14 protein-coding genes are annotated in these 20,978 nt (G+C 27.9%); 6 read left to right on the top strand and 8 right to left on the bottom strand.

Features of this window, described 5'->3' with window-relative positions:
- Window position 1: 1 nt before the first annotated feature.
- Together galT and QZ286_RS02865 are read right to left on the bottom strand one after the other, a co-directional pair.
- Window positions 2-1,522, bottom strand: a complete 1,521-nt coding sequence (galT, locus tag QZ286_RS02870) for a UDP-glucose--hexose-1-phosphate uridylyltransferase (RefSeq protein ID WP_291255477.1) — start codon at window positions 1,520-1,522, stop codon at window positions 2-4.
- Window positions 1,522-2,697: a galactokinase gene (locus tag QZ286_RS02865; protein ID WP_291255476.1), complete on the bottom strand. Its 1,176-nt coding sequence runs from the start codon at window positions 2,695-2,697 to the stop codon at window positions 1,522-1,524. The genes galT and QZ286_RS02865 overlap by 1 nt, the downstream gene beginning before the upstream one ends.
- Window positions 2,698-2,874: 177 nt before the next feature.
- Here QZ286_RS02865 and QZ286_RS02860 point away from each other — a divergent pair, with 177 nt between their 5' ends.
- Window positions 2,875-4,029 (top strand): ROK family transcriptional regulator, encoded by a 1,155-nt coding sequence (locus QZ286_RS02860; protein WP_291255475.1) that lies wholly within the window; start codon window positions 2,875-2,877, stop codon window positions 4,027-4,029.
- 224 nt (window positions 4,030-4,253) lie between these two features.
- Here QZ286_RS02860 and hslU read toward each other — a convergent pair whose 3' ends face one another.
- Genes hslU through QZ286_RS02830 form a run of 6 tightly spaced genes read right to left on the bottom strand, consistent with a single transcriptional unit; the run spans window position 4,254 to window position 10,732 of the window.
- A complete protein-coding gene (gene hslU, locus QZ286_RS02855) occupies window positions 4,254-5,564 on the bottom strand; it encodes an ATP-dependent protease ATPase subunit HslU (protein WP_291255474.1) in 1,311 nt (436 codons plus the stop codon).
- A gap of 19 nt (window positions 5,565-5,583) precedes the next feature.
- On the bottom strand, window positions 5,584-6,162 hold the full coding sequence (locus QZ286_RS02850) for a YigZ family protein (protein WP_291255473.1): 579 nt from the start codon (window positions 6,160-6,162) through the stop codon (window positions 5,584-5,586).
- 12 nt (window positions 6,163-6,174) lie between these two features.
- Window positions 6,175-6,909, bottom strand: a complete 735-nt coding sequence (locus QZ286_RS02845) for a site-2 protease family protein (protein WP_291255472.1) — start codon at window positions 6,907-6,909, stop codon at window positions 6,175-6,177.
- On the bottom strand, window positions 6,872-8,221 hold the full coding sequence (locus QZ286_RS02840; protein WP_291255471.1) for a ComEC/Rec2 family competence protein: 1,350 nt from the start codon (window positions 8,219-8,221) through the stop codon (window positions 6,872-6,874). The genes QZ286_RS02845 and QZ286_RS02840 overlap by 38 nt, the downstream gene beginning before the upstream one ends.
- A 17-nt stretch (window positions 8,222-8,238) precedes the next feature.
- The gene (locus QZ286_RS02835; protein ID WP_291255470.1) at window positions 8,239-9,561 is read right to left on the bottom strand and encodes an MFS transporter; all 1,323 of its coding nucleotides are present in this window, start codon (window positions 9,559-9,561) and stop codon (window positions 8,239-8,241) included.
- Complete coding sequence (locus tag QZ286_RS02830) at window positions 9,554-10,732, bottom strand: nucleotidyltransferase (RefSeq protein WP_291255469.1); 1,179 nt, start codon at window positions 10,730-10,732, stop codon at window positions 9,554-9,556. The genes QZ286_RS02835 and QZ286_RS02830 overlap by 8 nt, the downstream gene beginning before the upstream one ends.
- A gap of 198 nt (window positions 10,733-10,930) precedes the next feature.
- On the opposite strand from QZ286_RS02830, the gene QZ286_RS02825 reads away from it, so the two are divergent.
- The 5 genes from QZ286_RS02825 (at window position 10,931) to QZ286_RS02805 (ending at window position 20,694) form a co-directional block, all read left to right on the top strand.
- Window positions 10,931-12,406: a TIGR02677 family protein gene (locus tag QZ286_RS02825; protein ID WP_291255468.1), complete on the top strand. Its 1,476-nt coding sequence runs from the start codon at window positions 10,931-10,933 to the stop codon at window positions 12,404-12,406.
- 10 nt (window positions 12,407-12,416) lie between these two features.
- A complete protein-coding gene (locus QZ286_RS02820) occupies window positions 12,417-13,571 on the top strand; it encodes a TIGR02678 family protein (protein ID WP_291255467.1) in 1,155 nt (384 codons plus the stop codon).
- Window positions 13,564-17,604 carry an SbcC/MukB-like Walker B domain-containing protein gene (locus QZ286_RS02815; protein WP_291255466.1) on the top strand — a complete coding sequence of 1,347 codons (4,041 nt, stop codon included), beginning with the start codon at window positions 13,564-13,566 and terminating at the stop codon, window positions 17,602-17,604. Before QZ286_RS02820 ends, QZ286_RS02815 begins: the two co-directional genes overlap by 8 nt.
- Window positions 17,594-18,898 (top strand): TIGR02679 domain-containing protein, encoded by a 1,305-nt coding sequence (locus QZ286_RS02810; RefSeq protein ID WP_291255465.1) that lies wholly within the window; start codon window positions 17,594-17,596, stop codon window positions 18,896-18,898. Before QZ286_RS02815 ends, QZ286_RS02810 begins: the two co-directional genes overlap by 11 nt.
- An 89-nt stretch (window positions 18,899-18,987) precedes the next feature.
- Window positions 18,988-20,694: an AAA family ATPase gene (locus QZ286_RS02805; protein ID WP_291255464.1), complete on the top strand. Its 1,707-nt coding sequence runs from the start codon at window positions 18,988-18,990 to the stop codon at window positions 20,692-20,694.
- Window positions 20,695-20,978 lie beyond the last annotated feature (284 nt).

Raw genomic sequence — 20,978 nt, 5'->3', positions numbered from 1 at the left:
ATTAAATACTATTTATATGGTCAACAAATCTTAGTAAACCACTTTGTCCTTTCTCATCTCTTTTATACACTCCAGCATCTTCTAAAACTCTTGAGAAAGTTATACCTACTTCAGATTTTAATATATCATAAGCATTTTGAGAAGAGATTTTTTCATATTTTTTCATAATATTTTTAATCCACTCTAAATGTTTCTCAACTTTACTATCATTTTGTATTCTATTTTCATAGTCATTTTCAACTATATACCTACTTAAAATTTCCAACTCCTCTTTTAGTCTTCCAGGAAGAACAGCTAATCCCATAACCTCAATAAGCCCTATATTCTCTTTTTTAATATTGTGTACATCAGAGTGAGGGTGGAATATTCCAAGAGGATGCTCTTCACTAGTTCTATTATTTCTTAAAACTAGATCCAATTCAAATTTCTCTCCTCTTCTTCTTGCTATAGGAGTAATAGTGTTGTGTGGTGTATCTTCACTATAGGCAAGAATACCTAAAGCTTCATCACTGTATTCTCTCCAATTATTTAGGATTTTATCAGCTAAATCCACCAACTTTTCTCTATTTTTACTAGAGATTCTAATAACTGACATAGGCCACTTAACAATACCAGCTTCCACATCTTCAAATCCTTTAAATGATATTTTTTTCTCAATAGGAGCCTTAGCCATAGGAAATTCATGGTGTCCACCTTGGTAGTGATCGTGACTAAGAATAGATCCACCCACTATTGGTAGATCAGCATTAGATCCTAAGAAATAGTGTGGTAAAATCTCTGTAAAACCTGTTAATCTATTAAGAGCTTCTTTAGTTATCTTCATAGGTCTATGCTCTTTAGCAAAAACAATAGCATGTTCATTATAATATACATATGGAGAGTATTGCATAAACCACTCTTCATTAGTAAGAGTTAGAGGTATAACTCTATGATTTTGACGTGCAGGATGATTTAATCTACCAGAATATCCAACATTTTCATAACAAAGTAAGCATTTAGGATAAGAGGCTTGAGGCATCAATCTCTCTCTAGCAATATCTCTAGGATCTTTTTCTGGTTTTGAAAGATTTACTGTTATCTCCATATCTCCATACTCGGTAGATGAGAACCAATGCATATTTTTAGCTATTCTATCCACTCTTATATAGTTAGATTTTTGTGCAAAATCATAGTAGAAGTTTGTTGCACTCTCTACCCCTTTCTCTTGAGTAAGTTTTTCAAATTTATCTATAATTTGAGTAGCTGTAGGAGTTATTTTTCCCATTACTTTAGTATCAAAAAGATCTCTTAAAGTGATAGTATCCTCAATTATTGAGTTTTTAACAGCATAATCACAAATATTTTTTAATATCTCCGTAGGATAATCAGGAATCTCATTCTCAGTTATCTCTACCTCTTCCCATTCAGCTATATTTAGTAGTTCTAAGATCTCATTTCTAGCAATAATCTCATCATATTTACCTATCAATCCATTTTTTAATCCAAAAGCTAGTAATAGTTTGATCTCTTTAAAAATATTCATTAAAATTCCCCCAACTTTCTACTTCCATCACCTATCTTAGCAACATAAAAATCAGCAACTAAACCTGTTTTAGCTGTATATTTTTCTCCAACAGATTTGATAAAGTTATCTATGTTTTCATCTTTAACAATACTAACTGTACAACCTCCAAATCCAGCACCAGTCATACGAGCTCCAATTACTCCTTCAGCTTCCCAAGCAGCTTCTACTAAAGAATCTAGCTCAAAACCAGTTACTTCATAATCATCTCTTAAAGAGATATGAGAGGCATTCATAAGCTTACCAAAAGATGTTATATCCCCTGATTTTAATTTTTGAACAGCTTCCACAGTTCTAGCATTTTCTGTTACAGCATGAGTGGCTCTTTTAAGTTGTTCTTCATCAGTTATGAAGTGTTTTACTTCATTGAATCTATCTACAGAAAGCTCTCCTAAGTATTTAATATCTATACCATTTTCATTTAAAACTTTTACAGCTGCTTCACAAGAAGCTCTTCTTTCATTATATTTAGAGTCAGCAAGTCCTCTTTTTTTATTAGTATTAGCTATAACTACAGAGGCACCATTTAAAGAGATAGGTGCATATTGATAGTTTAAAGAGTTGCAATCTAAAAGGATAGCATTATCTTTTTTACCCATACCAATAGCAAACTGATCCATAATTCCACAGTTTACACCTATAAATTGATTCTCTGCTTTTTGAGATAATTTAACCATTTCTACCATATCAATATCTAATTTAAAGAAATCCTTTAATACAACAGAGATAAGTAGTTCCAATGATGCAGATGATGAAAGTCCAGCACCATTAGGGATAGTTCCATTGATTAATATATCAAATCCAGAATCTATCTTATATCCAGCATCAATAAATGTTTTGATAACTCCCTTTGGATAGTTAGCCCAATTATCCTCTTTTTTATTGATTAACTCATCTAATGTAAACTCTTTAACTCCTTCATCTACAAAGTTTAATGAGTACATTCTAAATCTATTATCATCTCTTTTTACTGCTATACCATAAGTTCCAAAGTCAAGAGCACAAGGGAAAACAAAACCACCATTGTAGTCTGTATGTTCACCGATAAGATTAACTCTACCAGGAGAGAAGAAAGCTTCTACCTTTCCTTCATAATTAAAAACTTTTTTAAATTCTCCAACTAATTTTTCTATCATGTTTGACCTCCGATTGAAATATCTAATTACCTATCATAAGTATATAATATTTTGACAGTTAATAGAATTAAAAAGGTAAAAAAAATAAAAACTTATTAAACTTTATAAAATAAGTTTTGCTTTTAGAAAAAAATTGAGTAAAATATAGATAAGAGAGTATAGAAAGAGGAGGGTACCTTGAAAAAAGAAAATGTTAAATTGAAAATTTTGGAATTGATAAAAGAAAAAAATGGAGTTTCAAGAATAGAAATATCTAGAATATTTGGAATTACTCCAGCTGCAGTTGGAAAAATAGTGAATGAATTTTTAGATAAAGAGATTGTTATAGAAGAGAGAATAGGTGTATCTACTGGTGGAAGAAAACCTACCCTACTCAATCTTAATAAAGAAAAAATAGGAAAAATTTTAGGAGTCTACTTTGCCCCTACCTTTGTAGTTTTAAATGTAGGAGATATTGACGGAAATAATTTTATCAGTAAAAAATTTAGACTTGGAGATCTTGGTGGAGATATAATTGGACAGACAGAAAAGCTTATTGGGGTTATTTTAAAGAGAACAAAGGGAATAAATATGATCTCTGTAGTAATGAATGGATTAGTGGACAGTGAAAGGGGAATCTCTATATTTTCGCCACACTATAATACTAAAAATATCCCCATTGTTGAGAGATTTGAAAAAAAATTTAAAAAGAAAGTTTTTATAGAGAATGACGTCAGAGCTATGGCTCTAGCAGAAAAAGTTTATGGACTATGTAGAGAGAACAATAATTTTGTAGTTTTAAATGTTGAAGAGGGAGTGGGAGGAAGTATATATTTAAATAATATGCTCTATCATGGATATGGCTCAATGTCAGGTGAACTAGGCCATATGGTTGTAAGAAGAAATAGTCTTGAAAAATGCTCTTGTGGAAAAAAAGGATGTTTAGAGACCGAGGTATCTAATAGAGCAATAATAAAAAAGGTAGTAGCTTCAATAAAGATAAATAACCAATATAGCTCTTTAAAAAAAATATTAGAAAAAGAGGGAATGTTAAAGATAAAGGATATTATAAAAGGAGTAGAGGAAAAGGATATGGTAAGTTTAACAGTTACAATGGAGGCTCTACACTATATAGCTCATGCCTTAGATATGATAATCTCTGTAATCAATCCAGAAAAAATAATAATATATGGAGATCTATTTCAAAGTGAATATATTTTTAAAAATATGTTAAAAGAGATCAGAAAGCTAACTTTAGACGAACAGTATTATCAAATTAAAAGAACAGAGTTTCAAGAGAACATATATAATATAGCACCTATGGCTTTAGCTAACTATATGTTATTTAGGTAATATAAAAAGAAAAAGGCCTGATTGCTCAAGCCTTTTTCTCACTATATAAAACATCTTGGGGAAAGATTTTATGTATTAATAATAACATTAAAATGTGACGATTTCGTGACGAAATTTCAAAAAAATATATTTTTTTATTATAAAATATTTTTTAGTGAAATTTTTGAAAAATAAATATTATTTTTTTTATAATTTAAATTTTTTTATTGAAAATGAATGATAAATTATAATATAAACTTATCTAAATTCTCCTCGTTCTCCTCTTTTTTAAAGATTTTTTTAATAAAGTTTATATCAATATTTATTTTTCTACTCTCTTCATATGGAGCTTCAAACATAACCTCTCTCAATAGCTCTTCAATTACAGCCGACAATCTTCTAGCACCAATATTTTCAACTTTTTCATTTTGAGTTGCAGTTATCTCAGCTATCTTTTCAATAGCCCCCTTTGTAAAGTTAAGCTCCACATTATCCACAGCTAACATGGCTTTATATTGATCCAAAAGATTGTATTCTACTTCAGTAAGAATTTTAATAAAATCCTCTTTTTCAAGATTTTTTAACTTTATTTTAATTGGAAATCTTCCTTGTAATTCTGGCATCAAATCTGAAGGTGAGCTCTGTGAAAATGCTCCAGCAGCAATAAATAGAATGTGGTCAGTTTTAACAGGTCCAAATTTAGTCATAACAGTACTACCTTCAACTATTGGAAGTATATCTCTTTGTACACCTTGTCTAGAGACATCTCCCTTTCCACCACCCTCTCTTTCAGTGATTTTATCTATCTCATCAATAAATATAATTCCATTATTTTCAACATTTTCAATAACCTCATTATTTAAAGATTCAAGATCAATTTTTTTCTCAACCTCTTCATCTAAAAGTATAGAGATTGCATTCTTTACTGTAGTAGTAAATTTTTTAGACTTATTGGGAAGTGAAGACATCATCTGATCCAAAAAGCCACCAATATCCTCTCCTCCACCTGCAACAACCTCAATAATAGGTATATCATTATCTTTTTTAGGTCTATCTATCTCAATTTCAGTATCATCATACTTACCATCAATAATATCCTTAACAATTTTCTCTTTTTCAGTGTCATTTAAGGTATCATAAGGTTTTAATAGTTTAGCAATTTTTTCAACAGCTATTTGAAAAGATTGCTCTCTTAAAGAGTTAAATTTATCCTCTTTCATCTTTCTGTATGTAAGAGAAACTAAATCTTTTATTATACTTTCAACATCTTTTCCTACGTATCCAACTTCAGTATATTTTGTAGCCTCCACCTTTAAAAATGGAGCATTGGCAATCTTAGCTATTCTTCTAGCTATCTCAGTTTTTCCAACACCTGTAGAACCTATAAGTATGATGTTTTTTGGTGTAATCTCTTTTCTTAAGTTTTCATCTTCTATCATCTTTCTTCTATCTCTATTTCTCAATGAAATAGCCACGTTTTTTTTAGCTTCATCTTGTGAAATTATATATTTATTTAATTCCTCTAAGATTTTTTTAGGTGTAAGTTCTTTATTCATTCCCTATATCTCCTCTATTTTATAAATCTATTATCATAATATCTCTTAAAGCTTGTAAATTTTCAAATGTAGGTGTATCTATTCTAACTTTATAGGTTACTCTGTCATTGTACCCCTTATCAAGATACTCACCATTTCCATTATTAACTATGCTCTCTACCTCTCCAATTTTTTCATAATTGAAGTCTAGAAGATAGATTTTTCTCTCAACATACTCCTCTATTCCAGCTTCTTGTATAGCAAGTTTAGCTGTTTTAGCATAATTTCTAACCAAGCCACCAGCTCCCAACTTGATCCCTCCAAAATATCTAGTAGCAACAACAGCAAGATTAGTAACTTCCATATAGTTGATGATATCTCCCATAGGTTTCCCCGCAGTACCACTAGGCTCCCCATCATCATCTGTTTTAAAATACTCTTGACCATTATCTATAACTTTGTATGCTGAGCAATTATGAGTAGCATCTAAATGCTTTAATTTTATAGATTGAATAAATTGCTCCGCTTCAATCTTACTTCCAACAGGCTTAACATAACCAATAAACCTCGATTTTCTCTCTTCAAATTCAATAACATACTCTCTTGCAACACTTTTCATAAACTCTCTCCATTAAATAACTCTATATAAAAATTCAACTATAAATTGATAAGTTGGTATAATAAAATTATACAAAATTCCTGTCCAACTCAAAATCATAATAATAAATATACCATATCTATCCATATGAAATACACTCTCTCTTAAACTCTCACTACCAATAGAGACAACCACCCTAGATCCATCTAGTGGAGGTATAGGTATTAGATTAAATACAGCAAGTAAAATATTTAACTTAACCATATATACAACAGCCCCTACTAAATGCCATGATAAAAGAAATTCATACATATATTTAATCATAAAAATTCCCATAAAGGCAAGTAAAATATTTGCCGACACACCAGCTATTGCCACTAAAAACTCCCCAACTCTACCATATTTTAGTCTATAGTAATTTATTGGAACAGGCTTAGCCCAACCAAATACAAAAGATGACCCTGCTAAAATCGAGAGTATAGGGAAGAGTGTTCCTAAAGGATCTAGGTGTTTAAGCGGATTTAAACTGAGTCTTCCATAGATTTTTGCAGTGTTATCTCCACAGAGATAAGCTACAAAACCATGTGCTAATTCATGGATTAGCAAAGATATCAATAAAAGAGCTATATTTATAAAAATAGAGGGATCAAATAGAAGAGTTTTACCAAAAGTTAGTAAAAAATATATAAGTATAACTCCTAAAATTAATTTTGTTGAATTTGGCATATCTCTATTGAGATATTTTAGTTCTTTTAAAAATTTTTTCATTTTTTGTAGAATCCTTTCTAAATTTGAGTATAAACACTATTACTAAGAAAACAGGATAGAATAGTGTTAGAAAAATACTATCATCTTTATACTCTATGCTCATCAATGGAATTGAGTAAAATAGATTTACTGCTCTAGAAAATATATAATATGCAAAGTTTAAAAAGGGAACTACTAGAGATCCTAGATATATATTTTCTAGAAGTAGAGCTATAAAAGATAGTGAAATTACTATACTTCCGATTGGAAGTATAAATATATTTGAAATAAATGATAAAACCTGTATCACTCCAAAATTTTTTATTAGAAGTGGAGTGAGAAACAGTTGTATACTTAAGGTTAAAATTATACCCTCTATAAACTTAGACTTACCTTTATAGATTTTAGTTTTAATCCAAGGAAAAAATCCTACAATAGCCAAAACTGCCCCATAAGAGAGTTGAAATGAGATACTGAATATAGAAGCAGGATTGATTATTAGGGATAGGACATAACTAAATACTAAAGATTTAGCTAGTTCAGTATTTTCATTAAAAATCTTACCTAAGAGGTAGATAGCTCCCATAATATATGCTCTATTGAGTGAAGGAGAATGCTGTACTCCAAGATAATAGATAGTTAGTAAAACTAAGAGTAGCATATTTCTCTCTCTTTTTTTTAAGGGTATTTTAAAAGAGAGTAAAAAGGAGAAGAGAGAGATAACAAGGGTAATATGAAACCCAGATAGAGCCATCAGATGTGAGATCCCTATATAATTAAATTTAGCTCTCATCTCCCTTGAAAGTCTATAATTCTCTCCTAAAATAACAGCTTGAAACATCCGTCTAAAATCATAATCAAAATTTTTTAATAATGAGTTACTTCTCTCTTGAAAATACTGCTGTACTCTATTGGGAACAACAGATTCTAATTTTAATACATCTACCTCATAATATAGATTATTGTATTTTTTAGAGATATTTTTAACTTCAGCAACTACTAGGTACTCTCCTTCCTTGCAGTTGGATAGAGAGAGATAGGAGTTCTTTAGTGGGTACCGTGTATCTATCTTCTCAATTTTACTGACAGCACCGTAATTAAAAACTTGAAACTCTTTGATATCTCCCACTTTAATGGAGTGATCAAAGATAAAAATAGCTCTCAATAAAAATAAAAATGGGAGTAATATTAGAAATATATTTTTATTGCTATTGAAAATATAGAGTCCAACTATAAAAATGGAGCTCAATATGATACAGAGATTAAATGGTAAAAGCATAAAACCAAATAATATAAGAGAAATCTCAAAAGCTATAATATATATAATTTCCATAATATCCTCCCATTGTACTACTCTTTATACCTATAATAAAAGAAAAATGAGATTAAAAATGATATAGATGAAACAATGGCTGTCAAGTAGATACCTGATTTTTCAACACCTTTTGGAGCTGTAGTTATAGCAGATAAAATATCTCCATTCCCAGCTACCAATATAATTGGAAGAATAAGAATAGATATCATAAATGCCATTTTTAAGAAAAATCCCTGTATACCAAAACAAACACCCTCAATTCTATTTCCACTCTCTTCACTAATTCTATTTCCGATCTCACTCAACATTGCTGGTGGAAAGATAAAAGCTGCTCCAGCTACTGGTATACCAATCAAAGTGAAAAGAGGATACCCAAATGAAACAGGAACCAGCTTACCTAATTGAGAAAGTAAGAGAGTAAAAATAATTAATAAACTTAAACAGATTAACATTATCTTTCTATACCCATATTTTTTAGAAAGTTTATTTGTAGGATAGAAGCAAAGAGCTGACATTCCAAAAAGAAGTGCTGAAGCAATTGTGATAGCTCCCTTTCCCAAGCCCATAATATCCTCTATAAAGTAGTTCATAATAGCTCTCAAATTATTGAACCCTATAAAGAAGAAGAGTAATCCAAATAGATAGTTGATAAAGTCTTTATTCTTGAAAACTGTACTCATAGTATCTTTAAAGTTTGCCTGTGAAGTCAAGCCTAAAGAGTATTTTTTTTCAGGAACAAGAAAGACTGTTATAAGTCCACCTACAATTACAAGAGCACATAGAGAGATAACCATACCCCTTATTCCAACCAGTGTATCTCCTCTTCCTAAAGTTTTAATTAAAGCTCCAGGAATTATCATAGCCACAGCTGTATAGATCAATCTAAAAATAGATTGCCAAGTGGAAAGATTCAACCTTTCCTCAGTTGTCTGTCCAATCTCAGGAATAAGAGAGTTGTAAGGAGCACCAACTATTGTATAAAATGTAAAGAAAAGTGACCCAACTCCAGCCAAATAAAAAAATGCTAATTTCTCATTATTCATAGGTGGATAGAAAAAAGCAACTGTAAATATAGCTAGTGGAATGATACCAATAGCTATAAAAGGAATTCTTCTCCCCCATCTAGTATTCACTTTGTCAGATAAAAATCCTACAAGTGGATCTGTAACCATATCAACTACTCTAGATATAACTAGAGCCATTGAGATAAAAAGTGGTGCCATAACAGGCTTTAATCCTGATGATTCAGGTGGTAGATAAAAATAGAGTATCCATTGAGCAAATATCTGATCAACAATGGCGTAACTAACCCCTAAACCATAAAATATCTGTATATTTGTTGGTAATCTTCTACTCATTAATAATATCCTCCCTGTATATTATTGGTATTTTATACTCTTGATAACTATTGATTAATCTATAAAGCTTAGAACAGTTTTCATTAAATTCAATCAATGAACAAACTTCCTCGGAAAAAGTTTCATTCATCTTTTTATATGAAGTTATAATCTTTTTATTATTAGTACCCTTTAAGAAGTTTAGATACTCACGTCCTCTATTGTTAAAGCCTAAAATTTTGACATAGGGAACCTCTTTTTTTACCTGTTCAGTAATTTTGCAAGTAAGTCCCAACAAGATGTGCATTAATACTCTCTGTGTCCTTCCCAAAGTATACCTTTTATTAGTGATGTTTTTAAAAAAATCCTCATAATTTTCAAACTTCAGAGCATTTTCATAGAGTCTATTTTCAAATCCAATCTCCAAATCCTGTATCTCAGATAGATTTCTACAATTTTTAATAAGTTCATATCTAATGAGAGGATAAAATCTCTCTATTGAGGTAAAATTTGCATACTCTTTTAAAATATCAAAACTCTCTGGAGTCACTATATTTTGAAAATCTTGTTGATTTCTAATAGAGTCTCTAATCTTGGTAGCACTAGCAAAATTTCCAATGATATTTGTATCATGATACCCTACCTTCTCTCTCTTAAGGGTCTTTGGAACAATTTTACTCTGCCAGTAATTTATAGCTTTAATATACTCTAAGCCGAGAATATCATTTGAATTTAGTTCCTTTTCTCCAAGTATCTCTCTCATAGTTAGACTGTGTGCAGTAGGATAGGATAACCCCTCTTTCAATCTCTTTTTTAAATTTGCTTTAAAAACATCACTCTCTTGAAGAGTTGATATTCTCTTTAAATCTTCAATATCTCCTGACTCAGAACCAAAAAATAATGAGTCACACTGCAGTTCTTCTAAAATACCAACAGCTCCCTTAGCAAAAATTTCAGCACTTTGAGAAGAGTAAAAAACAGGTAATTCAACTACCATATCCACTCCATTTGCTAAAGCCATCTTAGTTTTAGTCCATTTGTCAATTATAGAGGGTTCACCTCTTTGTACAAAATCTCCACTCATAATAGCTATTATAGTATTTTGAGGATCTGTTTCACGAGCTTTTTGTAAATGATACTTATGTCCGTTGTGAAAAGGATTGTATTCCACTATTATTCCTGTGGCTTTCATCTTTTCTCCTTTCATTATTTTTGTTTATATTATATCATATTTTCCCAAAATAAAAAGAATTAAGAGTGCATGAAATTATATTTAATCTAATATTAGTGAAGGAATTATACAGTGGGTTGTTATATTGTCTTTTAGAAAGTAAAATGGTAGAATATGAAAAAAGTAAAATGAGTATAGTAATTCAAGGAGTATAAAAGTATGAATGAAAAGGTAAAAAAGTCAGTAATAGAGACTAAGTATTTAAATGTCGAAAATACACCTAGATATAGAGCTATTGTAAGATTTTTATATATTCAATTTGAACAATTGAAATATTGGGTACAAAGTGATGATATTTATGAAGAGCTAAAAAAAGATAATTACTTTAACGATTATACTCGTGAACAGTGTTCTCAAGATTTAGAAACTTTATGTAATTGGGGAAATTTAAAGAGTATACAAGATACTAAAAACTTTAAAACTATTGAAGAATATATGAATAAAAAATTTCGATATCAACCTACTGAACAAACTATAATAATTGAAAGAATGTTAATAAAACTTGAAAATATGGAGATTGAAACATTTTCACTAGAACCTACATTAATAGAGAAAATTGCAAATAGTATCAAAGAAATAAACTTTATGTCTCTTGAAGAAATAGATAAAAATTTTTCTTGGTGGGATACTTTACATCAAAATTTCATTACATTAAATCAAAATTATCGTGACTATACAAAAGAACTTGAGAATATTAAAGCCAAGAATTTACTTGATATAACTGAATTTTTAATATTCAAATCCAGTTTAACTGAATATTTAAGGAAGTTTATTAAATCACTTCAAAAAAACTCACTATTAATAGAAAGTTACCTGCACTCTTTAGATGATGAAAAAGTACATAAACTATTTGAAAATATTATTTCTTATGGACTGGCTATTCCAAGAACTAAAAAAATTAATGAAACACTATATAGAGAAAATATCTTCAATAGTTGGGAAAATATTAAAGAGTGGTTTATAGGAACAGGAACAAAAGAAGCTGAAACAGTTAAAATCTCCAATCTAACTACTGAAATAATTAGAAAAATTACTAACTATGCATTTAAAATCTCTCAAACTTCAAATATTTCTCAGAATAGACAAAGTGAATATCTAAAAATAGCTACATTGTTTTATAGATGTGAAGATATAAACAATGCTCATAAACTTTCATCTTGTGTTTTCGGTATACCTACAACCTTTAAATTAAAATTTTCTCTAGAAAGAAAAACAGATGATATAAATAGCAGTGTTTTTGATGAAAAGCCAGCAATTATAAAACTCACTTCAAAAAATAAGGTACGAAAAGAGAGACAGAATAGAACTAACATAATAGATAATACAGAACTTAAACTGGAAACACAGAAAAAGTTATTAAAAGAGATTGAAAAAGAGAAAGAGATTTTAGATAGTTATATAATTGATAATAAGCTTATTTTTTCTCAACTTCCAGTACTGGATAAGAATATTAGAGATAAATTTTTAAACTGGTTATTCAAAGCTTTTGAAAATATAAATTATAAATATACCACTGAATATGGTAGAAATTATAGAGTTGAAAATATTAACCCAAAGGAGAATTGTGTTTTAAGAGCTGAAGATGGAGATATGTTCATGCCCTCTTTTGTTTTAATATTTGATATTGAAAAATAGGAGTTAAAAGATGAAAACGTTAGAAGAATTACTTTCTAGAAGGTGGATAACAACCGAAAAAAATAAAGAACTTTTTTATAAAATACATGATGAATATTTAGAATATGAGGATTTTTTAAAAGATAAACTGGGTTATGGAGCAATATTTCAAAACAATTTTATAAAACTGGATAAATATGGTGTCCCACCAAAGATTTGGATGGGGATAACTGAATTTAAAAGTAAAATGAGCTATGTTTTTCTATGCCTTATTCTCGCCTTTTTAGAAAATTTTGATGAAGAGGAACAGTTTATTTTATCAGAACTTGTAGAGTTTATAACCATTACATTTAAAGAAGAAAATATTGACTGGGTTAATCGTTCAAATAGAACTGCTTTAGTTGATACTTTAAAGTTTTGCCTACAAGAGGAAATAATTAGAAAGAATGATGGAAGTGAAGAGAATTATACTAACGATAGCAATGCTCAAGTGCTTTATGAAAATACAGGGTTATCAAAATTTTTTATGAGAATATTTAATCAAGATATCAATGACCTCAATACAATTAATGATTTTGAGAATATTAGCTCTATATCTGAAAGTTCAAAGGGAGAAATATTCTTAAGACACCAGGTATACAGAAAACTTTTAATGACACCAGGAGTATTCAACACTCCTGAAAATGAAGAAGAATTTAAATATATAAAAAGACATAGGGAGAATATACAAGAAACTTTTTCTAAATATTTTGATGTTAGTTTACATGTTCATAAAAATGTTGCCTTTTTAATTTTAGGTGAGAATTCAAATTTTGGAAAATATTTTCCTGATGATACTGCTAGTAGTAAAATAAGTATCAAATGTAATATTGCTCTTTTAATCAATTCCTACATTAGAAAGGAAATAGATGATAAAAAAATAGAGATAGATTTTAAAGATAATATTTTTCTAAAAAAGGAATATCTTAATGAATTAATAATAAAAATCAGGAAAAAATATAATATTGTATTTACTAAAGAGTTTAGGACTATAAGTGATGAAAAATTTATTATCACTATAATAGAGTATTTAAAAAATTTAGATATGATAGTGGAGGAAAATGAGAATTATATTTTTAATTCAATAGTGGGAAAAGTTATTGGTGAATATGATGAAACTCTATTAATGGAGGGAAATAATGAATAAAAATAATTGGGAAATAAATAGAATAGGACTTATCAACTTTTGGTATTACGACGATGAGGAGTTTGAATTGATTGATGGAAGATTGCTCTTAAGAGGAAATAATGGTGCTGGAAAATCTCTTACTATGCAAAGTTTTATTCCATTGTTATTAGATGGTAACTTAAGGCCTGAAAGACTAGATCCTTTTGGATCAAGAGACAAAAAAATTAAAAATTATCTTTTAGATGAAAATGATAACAGAGAGGAAAGAACTGGCTATCTCTATATGGAATTTAAAAGAAAAAATATAAATGAGTATATTACCATAGGAGTAGGACTTCAAGCAAAAATTCATCAAAATGTCAGTTCTTGGTTTTTTATACTAAAAGGCGGAAAAAGAGTTGGAAAAGACTTTTTATTATATAAAAAATCTGGTGATATTAAAATTCCGTTTTCAAAGATAGAACTTCGTAATAGGCTTGAGAGTTGTGATGAATTAATAGATAGCTCCAATCATTACTTAAAGAGAATCAATAATATATTTTTTGGATTTCAGAGTGAAGAGGAATATAAGGAGCTTTTAGAACTTCTTATTCAAATTCGTTCACCTAAACTTTCAAATAGTTTTAAACCAACTAAGATGATTGAAATACTTAATAATTCATTGACAACTTTATCCAGTGAGGATTTACACACTATCTCTGAAAGTATAAAAAAAATGGATGAATTAAAGGCAAATTTACAGGAGTTAGCTTTTAAAATTTCATCAGGTGAAAAGATATTAAGAGTATTTACAGCTTATAATGAAGAGATAATACTGGAGAAAATGAAAACTTTTTTTAATGTATCACAGGAGTTTAAAGAATTAAAAAAAGGGATTAAAGGCTCTGAAGAAATTGTTGAAAAAATAAATAGAGAAATATCTAACATAGAGAAAAAATTAGATCAACTAAACAATGAACTTTCTAATATACAACAGGAAAAAATATCCCTTGAAAAAAATAATTCAACAAAATTAAAAGAGGAGTTTGAGCTTTTAAAAATTGATTTTAAAAAAAATGAGGAAATACTCATTGAAAAGAATGAAACTTTCGAAAAAAGTAAGGGTAATTTAAATAAAAAAAATATTACTCTGAAAGAAGAAAATAAAAATATAGAGTTATTTAAATACCAAATAGATAAATTTTTAAAAGAGATGGAAGATGAAATAGACATTGAGGAGTTTTCAGAATTTTTATTATTTAAAGAGGAACTATTAAAAGATATAGAAAAAGAATATGATTTTTCTTTTCATCAAGATGAGATAAAAAAATATACAAAAAATCTAGAAAAAGCAAAAACAATACTTCAAGAATTAGAATACTTAGAAAATCTTTATTCAAAAGCTTTAGAAGCATTAGAGAAAAAAGAAAATGATCTAAATTTTGCTGATAAAACAAAAGAAAAGTATGAAATTCAAGTAGCTGAAATAAAAGAGGAGCTCATAGAAAAAATTTATTCTTGGCACGATAAAAATCAATATTTAAAACTTTCACAACCACAATTTGAAACTCTTCTTACAAAAATACATACTTTTAATAAAGAATCGCAATTTGAAGAGATTAAAAATCAGATTGTTCCAACCTATGAAACTTTCGAAAAAGAATTTAAAAAGTTAAAATTTGAAATAGAAAATAATTATATAGGTCTAGAAAATAGCGTTGAAGAGTTAAAATTAAAACTTTACAATTTAGAAAATACTAAAGAAATTGAGCCAGACAGAACTCAAAATATTATTGATAATAGAACAACCTTAAAGAATTTAGGTATCCCTTTTATAGAGTTCTATAAATGTGTTGATTTCCCAGATAATATTACAGAACAACAAAGAAATAATATTGAAGAGGCTCTATACAATATGGGAATATTAGACGCACTGATAGTAGAGCCTAAATATAGAGAAAGAGTATTGAGGTTGAATGAAGGTGTTTGTGATAAATATATTTTTTCAACACAGGAAAAGATTAGAGTTGATTTTGAAAATATATTAAAAAATGATAAAGCAGAGATAAATTTTGAAAATAGTACTTTTATTGAAAAAGATGGTAATTATAAATTAGGGATTATTGAAGGGACAATAACTAAAAATTATAATAACTATTTTATTGGAATTGAAGCAAGAAAAGAGTTTAGAAAAAAGAAGATAAATCTATTAAAAGAGGAGATTACTCTATATTGTGAAAAAATAGCTATAGAAAAAAACAAGGAAAAAGAGTTAATAGAAAAAATAGATAGTTTAGAATTAGAAAAGAATAGTTTCCCTAAAGGTGAAGATATCTTAACTGCTTTTCAATTACTAACTAGAAGCGAAATGGAGTACGATATTGCAAAAAATGAGTTTGAAAAACAGAGAGAATTTACTGAGCAGGAAGAAATAAAAAAAGAAAAGAAAAAAAATGAAGCATTTCTCTTCTGTAGGGATTTAAAAATATCTCCTAAATTAGAGGAAGTAGAGTTAAAATTAGTTTCTATAAAAGAGTACGTCTCTATTTTTAATGAACTCAGAAATATCCACTCTAAATACCTAAATTCTATTGTCAATTCAAAGAGTATAAAATTAGATATTGAAGAGCTTGAAGATAGAAAGGAATCACTATTTATTGATATAAAAAGACTGGAGAATATAGAGAATAAAATATCATTGCGTTTGAAATCTATTGAAGAACAAATGAATATGAGTGACTATATTGAGATAAAAGAAAAACTTGATTATTGTATAAAAAGATATAATGAAATACCTGATGAAAAATTGATTTTATCTAACAAAGGTATTGAGTTAAAGATGAAAAAAGAAAATTTACAAACTTCTTTAATAGAAAATTATGAAAAACAGAAATTTTTAAATGAAAAATTAAAATTTGTTAAAGAGGGACTTATTGAAGAAGCAAGATTAAATTATTCTACTCATAGTTCTATTTTACTTGAGAGTATTGAAGTATTGGAAAATATTGTAGAAAATATTTTAAAAAATTCTAAAGAGAGTAAAAATAGAAAGGAATTAGAAACAAACTTTTATTCAACTTTTCATGAAAATAAAAGTACTTTAACTCTATATAAATTATCTCTGGAAACACTATTTAGAGAAAATAATGAAAATATATATAATATTTCTAATGAACGTTTTGATATAAAGTGTAAATTAAATGGAAATACTTTAACGTTTAATAAACTTATTGAGTACTTAAAAGAACATGAAAAAGGATTAAATAATCTTTTTACTAGTAACGATGAAGAGCTATTTAAAGAGATCCTCAGTAATACCATAAGTAAAAAGATAAAACTCTTAATATCTCAAGGAAAAGAATGGATTCAAAAAATGAATAAAATTATGAAAGAAACTGATTCTGGTAGTGGAATATCATTTTCATTAGATTGGAAAAATAAGAGTGCTAATAGTGAAGAAGAATTGGATACTAATCAACTTGTAACTCTCTTAGGTCGTGATGTTCAAGTGATGAAAGATGAAGATTTTGAAAAATTATCTAATCATTTTCGTTCTAAAATAAATGAAGCTAGAATAAAATACCAAAATTCATTGAATATTCTTACTTTTGAACAAATAATAAAAGAAGTACTTGATTATCGTCAATGGTTCCAATTTCAACTCTATTACCAAAAAACTGGTGAGAAAAAAGAAGTATTAACAGATAGTCGTTTTTCAACTTTTAGTGGTGGAGAAAAGGCTATGGCAATGTATATCCCTCTATTTGCAGCTGCAGCTGCTAAATATAAAGGAGCTAGAAATGATGCTCCAAAAATTATAGCTCTTGATGAGGCTTTTGCTGGAATTGATAATGAAAATATAGAAAAACTTCTCAGTATGATGGTAACATTAGATTTTAATTTTATACTAACTTCTCAAGCACTAAATGGAGCATATAACTCTCTGCCAGGCTTATCTACTTATCATTTAGCAAGATTTAACAACAATAAGTTTGTGACAACCTTGAGATTTAGATGGAATGGAAAAAGACAAGAAAAACTCTTTAATAATGGTGATTCAAATGCTTACTAATAATCTATTACAAGAAGCTGTTAATTATTTTAAAGAACGAGAAGTATATGAAAAAGTATTTAAAAAATTTTTAGTAAAATATGAAGGACTTGGACATTTTGGTGGAACAATAAATTTTTCCTCTCTAACTTTTAATGAAAAAGAACAACTAGAAGGATTTTTACAAAGAGATTTTACAAATAAAAAAAATATAACTATATCTTTTAAAACTTTAGAAAAAGCGTTAGAAAATAGTAAATTTTCTGCACTTACTTGGGAAGAAATTATAAAAAAATTTTTTAATATCCAATTGATCAGTAAAAAAGAGAAAATAGCTCTTGAAAATGAAGAAAAAGATCTATTTTTTCAGGAGATAATCTCAAAATATAATGAAAATATTGCTATCTCTTGGTTTAAAAAACTTGTAGCAAATAGTCAAAGTGGTAACAATTTAATTTTACAAAATTATAGAAATAATAAAAAGGAGTTGAAAAAAACTCTTGAAAATGTATTTGATAGCATTCAATTTATTCCTAAATTTATGAAAAACCCTAGTGAAGATTATCAAGAAATTCTACCTATTTTTGCTGCTACAGCAACTGGTAATCCTCATTATTTTGATGAAGGAACATTAGGAGAAAAGATACTTACTCTATTTTTAATTGATTTTTACAAAATAACAAAGGAAGATTTTTTATCATATAGTGAATATAAAAGTAAAATTTGGTTTGAAGCTGGAATAATAAAAGATGAGGTATCAAATGATGTATTAATATATGGAATCAAGGGAATAGATAATAAAAATAATATTCATCAAGGAATAGAAGATTTTAGTAAGAGAAATGAGCCTATTCGTCTTACATTATTTAATCTACAAAATTTAAGTAAATTATTCCCGTATGATGAAAGGGAAGAAATTATTTATATAGTTGAAAACCCAGCTATTTTTTCATTATTTATAAAAAAATTTCCAAATAGAACTGTAGTTTGTGGAAATGGACAGATTCGACGAGCTGTTCTAATGGCTCTTGACTTATTTGATATTAATTGTAAATTCTATTACTCTGGAGACCTTGATCCTGAAGGACTTCTTATTGCTCAAAAATTAAAAAATAGGTATGGTACAAGATTATTTTTATGGAAATATGAAGTTGAACTTTATAAAGCTCATTTATCTGATATAGAATTAGATGAAAGTCGTTTAAAAAAATTAACATCAATCGAAGATCCTGATTTACTTTCTTTAAAAGAAGAGATGTTAATTAGGAAAAGAGCTGTATATCAGGAACAAATAATAACAGAGCTATTTCTGTAAATTATACTCTTATAAAATAAAATAGGGAATTTCTTTATAGTATGATATAATAAATATTATATATTTAAGGAAAGGAGAGTAATATAACTATGAAAAAAGTACCTATTGCAGTAGAGGACTTTAAAGAAATTATAGAACAAGATTATTACTATGTTGATAAGACAAAGTTTATAGAAGATATATTAAATGATGGAGCAAAGGTAAAACTATTTTGTCGTCCTAGAAGATTCGGAAAGACTCTTAATATGTCTACACTTAAATATTTCTTTGATATAAAAAATAAAGATGAGAATAGAAAGCTATTCAATAGTTTATATATAGAAAACTCTCCATTGATAGATGAACAAGGAAAATATCCAGTAATATTTCTTAGTATGAAAGGAATAAGTAGTACTAATTTTGAAGATGCTCTTGATAAAATCAAAGATAAAATTTCTAATTTATATATAAATTATTCTTTCTTAATGGAGGTTTTAAATGAATTTGAAATTGATAAATTTAGAGATATAGCAAAAGGAAATAATAATACTGCACAATTAGAAAGTTCTCTACTTTTTTTAAGTAAATTATTATATAATTACTATAATCAAAAAGTAGTTGTATTAATAGATGAATATGATTCTCCTATTATGAATGCCTATGAAAAGGGATACTATAATGAGATGAGAGATTTTTTAAAAGCTTTTTATGGAGATGTCCTTAAAACTAATGATTACTTACAAATGGGAGTTCTTACTGGAATAATAAGAGTAGCTCAAGCAGGAATATTCTCTGATTTAAATAACTTTATCAGCTATACGACTTTAAATGATGAATATAGTGATAGTTTTGGATTAGTAGAAGATGAAGTAAAAGCTATGTTAGATTATTATAAGATAGGTTATGAAATGCTAGAAGTGAAGAAATGGTATGATGGATATAGTTTTGGTAAAGATGATATATACAATCCTTGGAGTATATTAAACTTTGTACAATTTAAAGTGTTAAAATCATATTGGATAAATACAAGTTCTAACTTTATGATAAGAGAACTTTTAGAACATACTGGAGAAGAGGGATTGAAAACTCTTGAAAAGATTTTTAATCAAGAAGAGATAGCAGTAAGAATAACTGAAAATGTAAGATTTGGAAATAATCTATCAGCAAGTGAAGTATGGGAGCTTATGCTATACTCTGGCTATCTAACTATAAATGGCAAATTAGATGATGGAAGGTATTTAGTAAGAATACCAAATATGGAGATTATGAACTTCTTCAAGGATGAATTTTTAACTATTGTATTTGGAAATTATGATAAAGTAGATAGATTAAGGGATGCTTTAAGAGATAAAAATATAGAACAGTTGAATAAATCAATAGAGGAATTAGTTTTATATACAATGAGTTCACATGATATAACAAAGGAAGTACAAGACTTAGATAAAAATCTTCGTCTGTATCTCAATAATCATAGTCGTTCTAAAGAACTCCTTGATTATTGGAAGAATCCATATCATATGTTACTACTTGGATTTTTCTATGCTTTAGATGGTTACTATCTTCCTAAATCAAATATGGAAGCAGGATATGGTAGAGCAGATATAATACTATTTCCAAAAGATAAGACAAAAGCAGGATATATCTTGGAATTAAAAAGAGCTTATACTAAAAATCCAGAGAAAGAAGTAGAAAAAGCTTTGCAACAGATAGATGAGAATAAATACTATGTAGAGTTAGAAAGATATGGAGTAAAAGAAATAATTAAGTTGGGTTATGTCTTTGATGGAAAGAAAGTAATAGCTAGTTATGTTCAATAAGATAGGAAAATGTCAAAATAAGAGTTAGAAAGAGATATTTATTTAATTTATAGAAATTTCTCTACACTATCCTCTTGTTAAATAGAAAGGGAGCCTTCAATAAAAATGTTGAAAACTCCCTCTATTTAGTTATTTTTTATTTTTTGATAGTATAAATAATTTTGTGTAAATAAAAATCTCTCTTGATTATTGATGAATTATAAGTATAATTTAATTAATATCAAGGGAGGTTTTTTTATGTCTTTATTACCTAAAGAACTTATTAAAGAAATTGTTAAAAAAGG

This window comes from Fusobacterium sp., assembly GCF_019012925.1.
GTDB lineage: Bacteria > Fusobacteriota > Fusobacteriia > Fusobacteriales > Fusobacteriaceae > Fusobacterium_A.
This window is presented reverse-complemented; position numbering and strand designations above follow the sequence as displayed.

Bases quoted from the DNA above. Each gene is read 5' to 3' on its own strand.
- QZ286_RS02835 (WP_291255470.1), bottom strand. From the start codon at position 9,561: ATGAGTAGAAGATTACCAACAAATATACAGATATTTTATGGTTTAGGG.
- QZ286_RS02840 (WP_291255471.1), bottom strand. From the start codon at position 8,221: ATGGAAATTATATATATTATAGCTTTTGAGATTTCTCTTATATTATTT.
- QZ286_RS02845 (WP_291255472.1), bottom strand. From the start codon at position 6,909: ATGAAAAAATTTTTAAAAGAACTAAAATATCTCAATAGAGATATGCCA.
- galT (WP_291255477.1), bottom strand. From the start codon at position 1,522: ATGAATATTTTTAAAGAGATCAAACTATTACTAGCTTTTGGATTAAAA.
- QZ286_RS02810 (WP_291255465.1), top strand. From the start codon at position 17,594: ATGCTTACTAATAATCTATTACAAGAAGCTGTTAATTATTTTAAAGAA.
- QZ286_RS02830 (WP_291255469.1), bottom strand. From the start codon at position 10,732: ATGAAAGCCACAGGAATAATAGTGGAATACAATCCTTTTCACAACGGA.
- QZ286_RS02815 (WP_291255466.1), top strand. From the start codon at position 13,564: ATGAATAAAAATAATTGGGAAATAAATAGAATAGGACTTATCAACTTT.
- QZ286_RS02820 (WP_291255467.1), top strand. From the start codon at position 12,417: ATGAAAACGTTAGAAGAATTACTTTCTAGAAGGTGGATAACAACCGAA.
- QZ286_RS02850 (WP_291255473.1), bottom strand. From the start codon at position 6,162: ATGAAAAGTGTTGCAAGAGAGTATGTTATTGAATTTGAAGAGAGAAAA.
- QZ286_RS02805 (WP_291255464.1), top strand. From the start codon at position 18,988: ATGAAAAAAGTACCTATTGCAGTAGAGGACTTTAAAGAAATTATAGAA.
- hslU (WP_291255474.1), bottom strand. From the start codon at position 5,564: ATGAATAAAGAACTTACACCTAAAAAAATCTTAGAGGAATTAAATAAA.
- QZ286_RS02865 (WP_291255476.1), bottom strand. From the start codon at position 2,697: ATGATAGAAAAATTAGTTGGAGAATTTAAAAAAGTTTTTAATTATGAA.
- QZ286_RS02825 (WP_291255468.1), top strand. From the start codon at position 10,931: ATGAATGAAAAGGTAAAAAAGTCAGTAATAGAGACTAAGTATTTAAAT.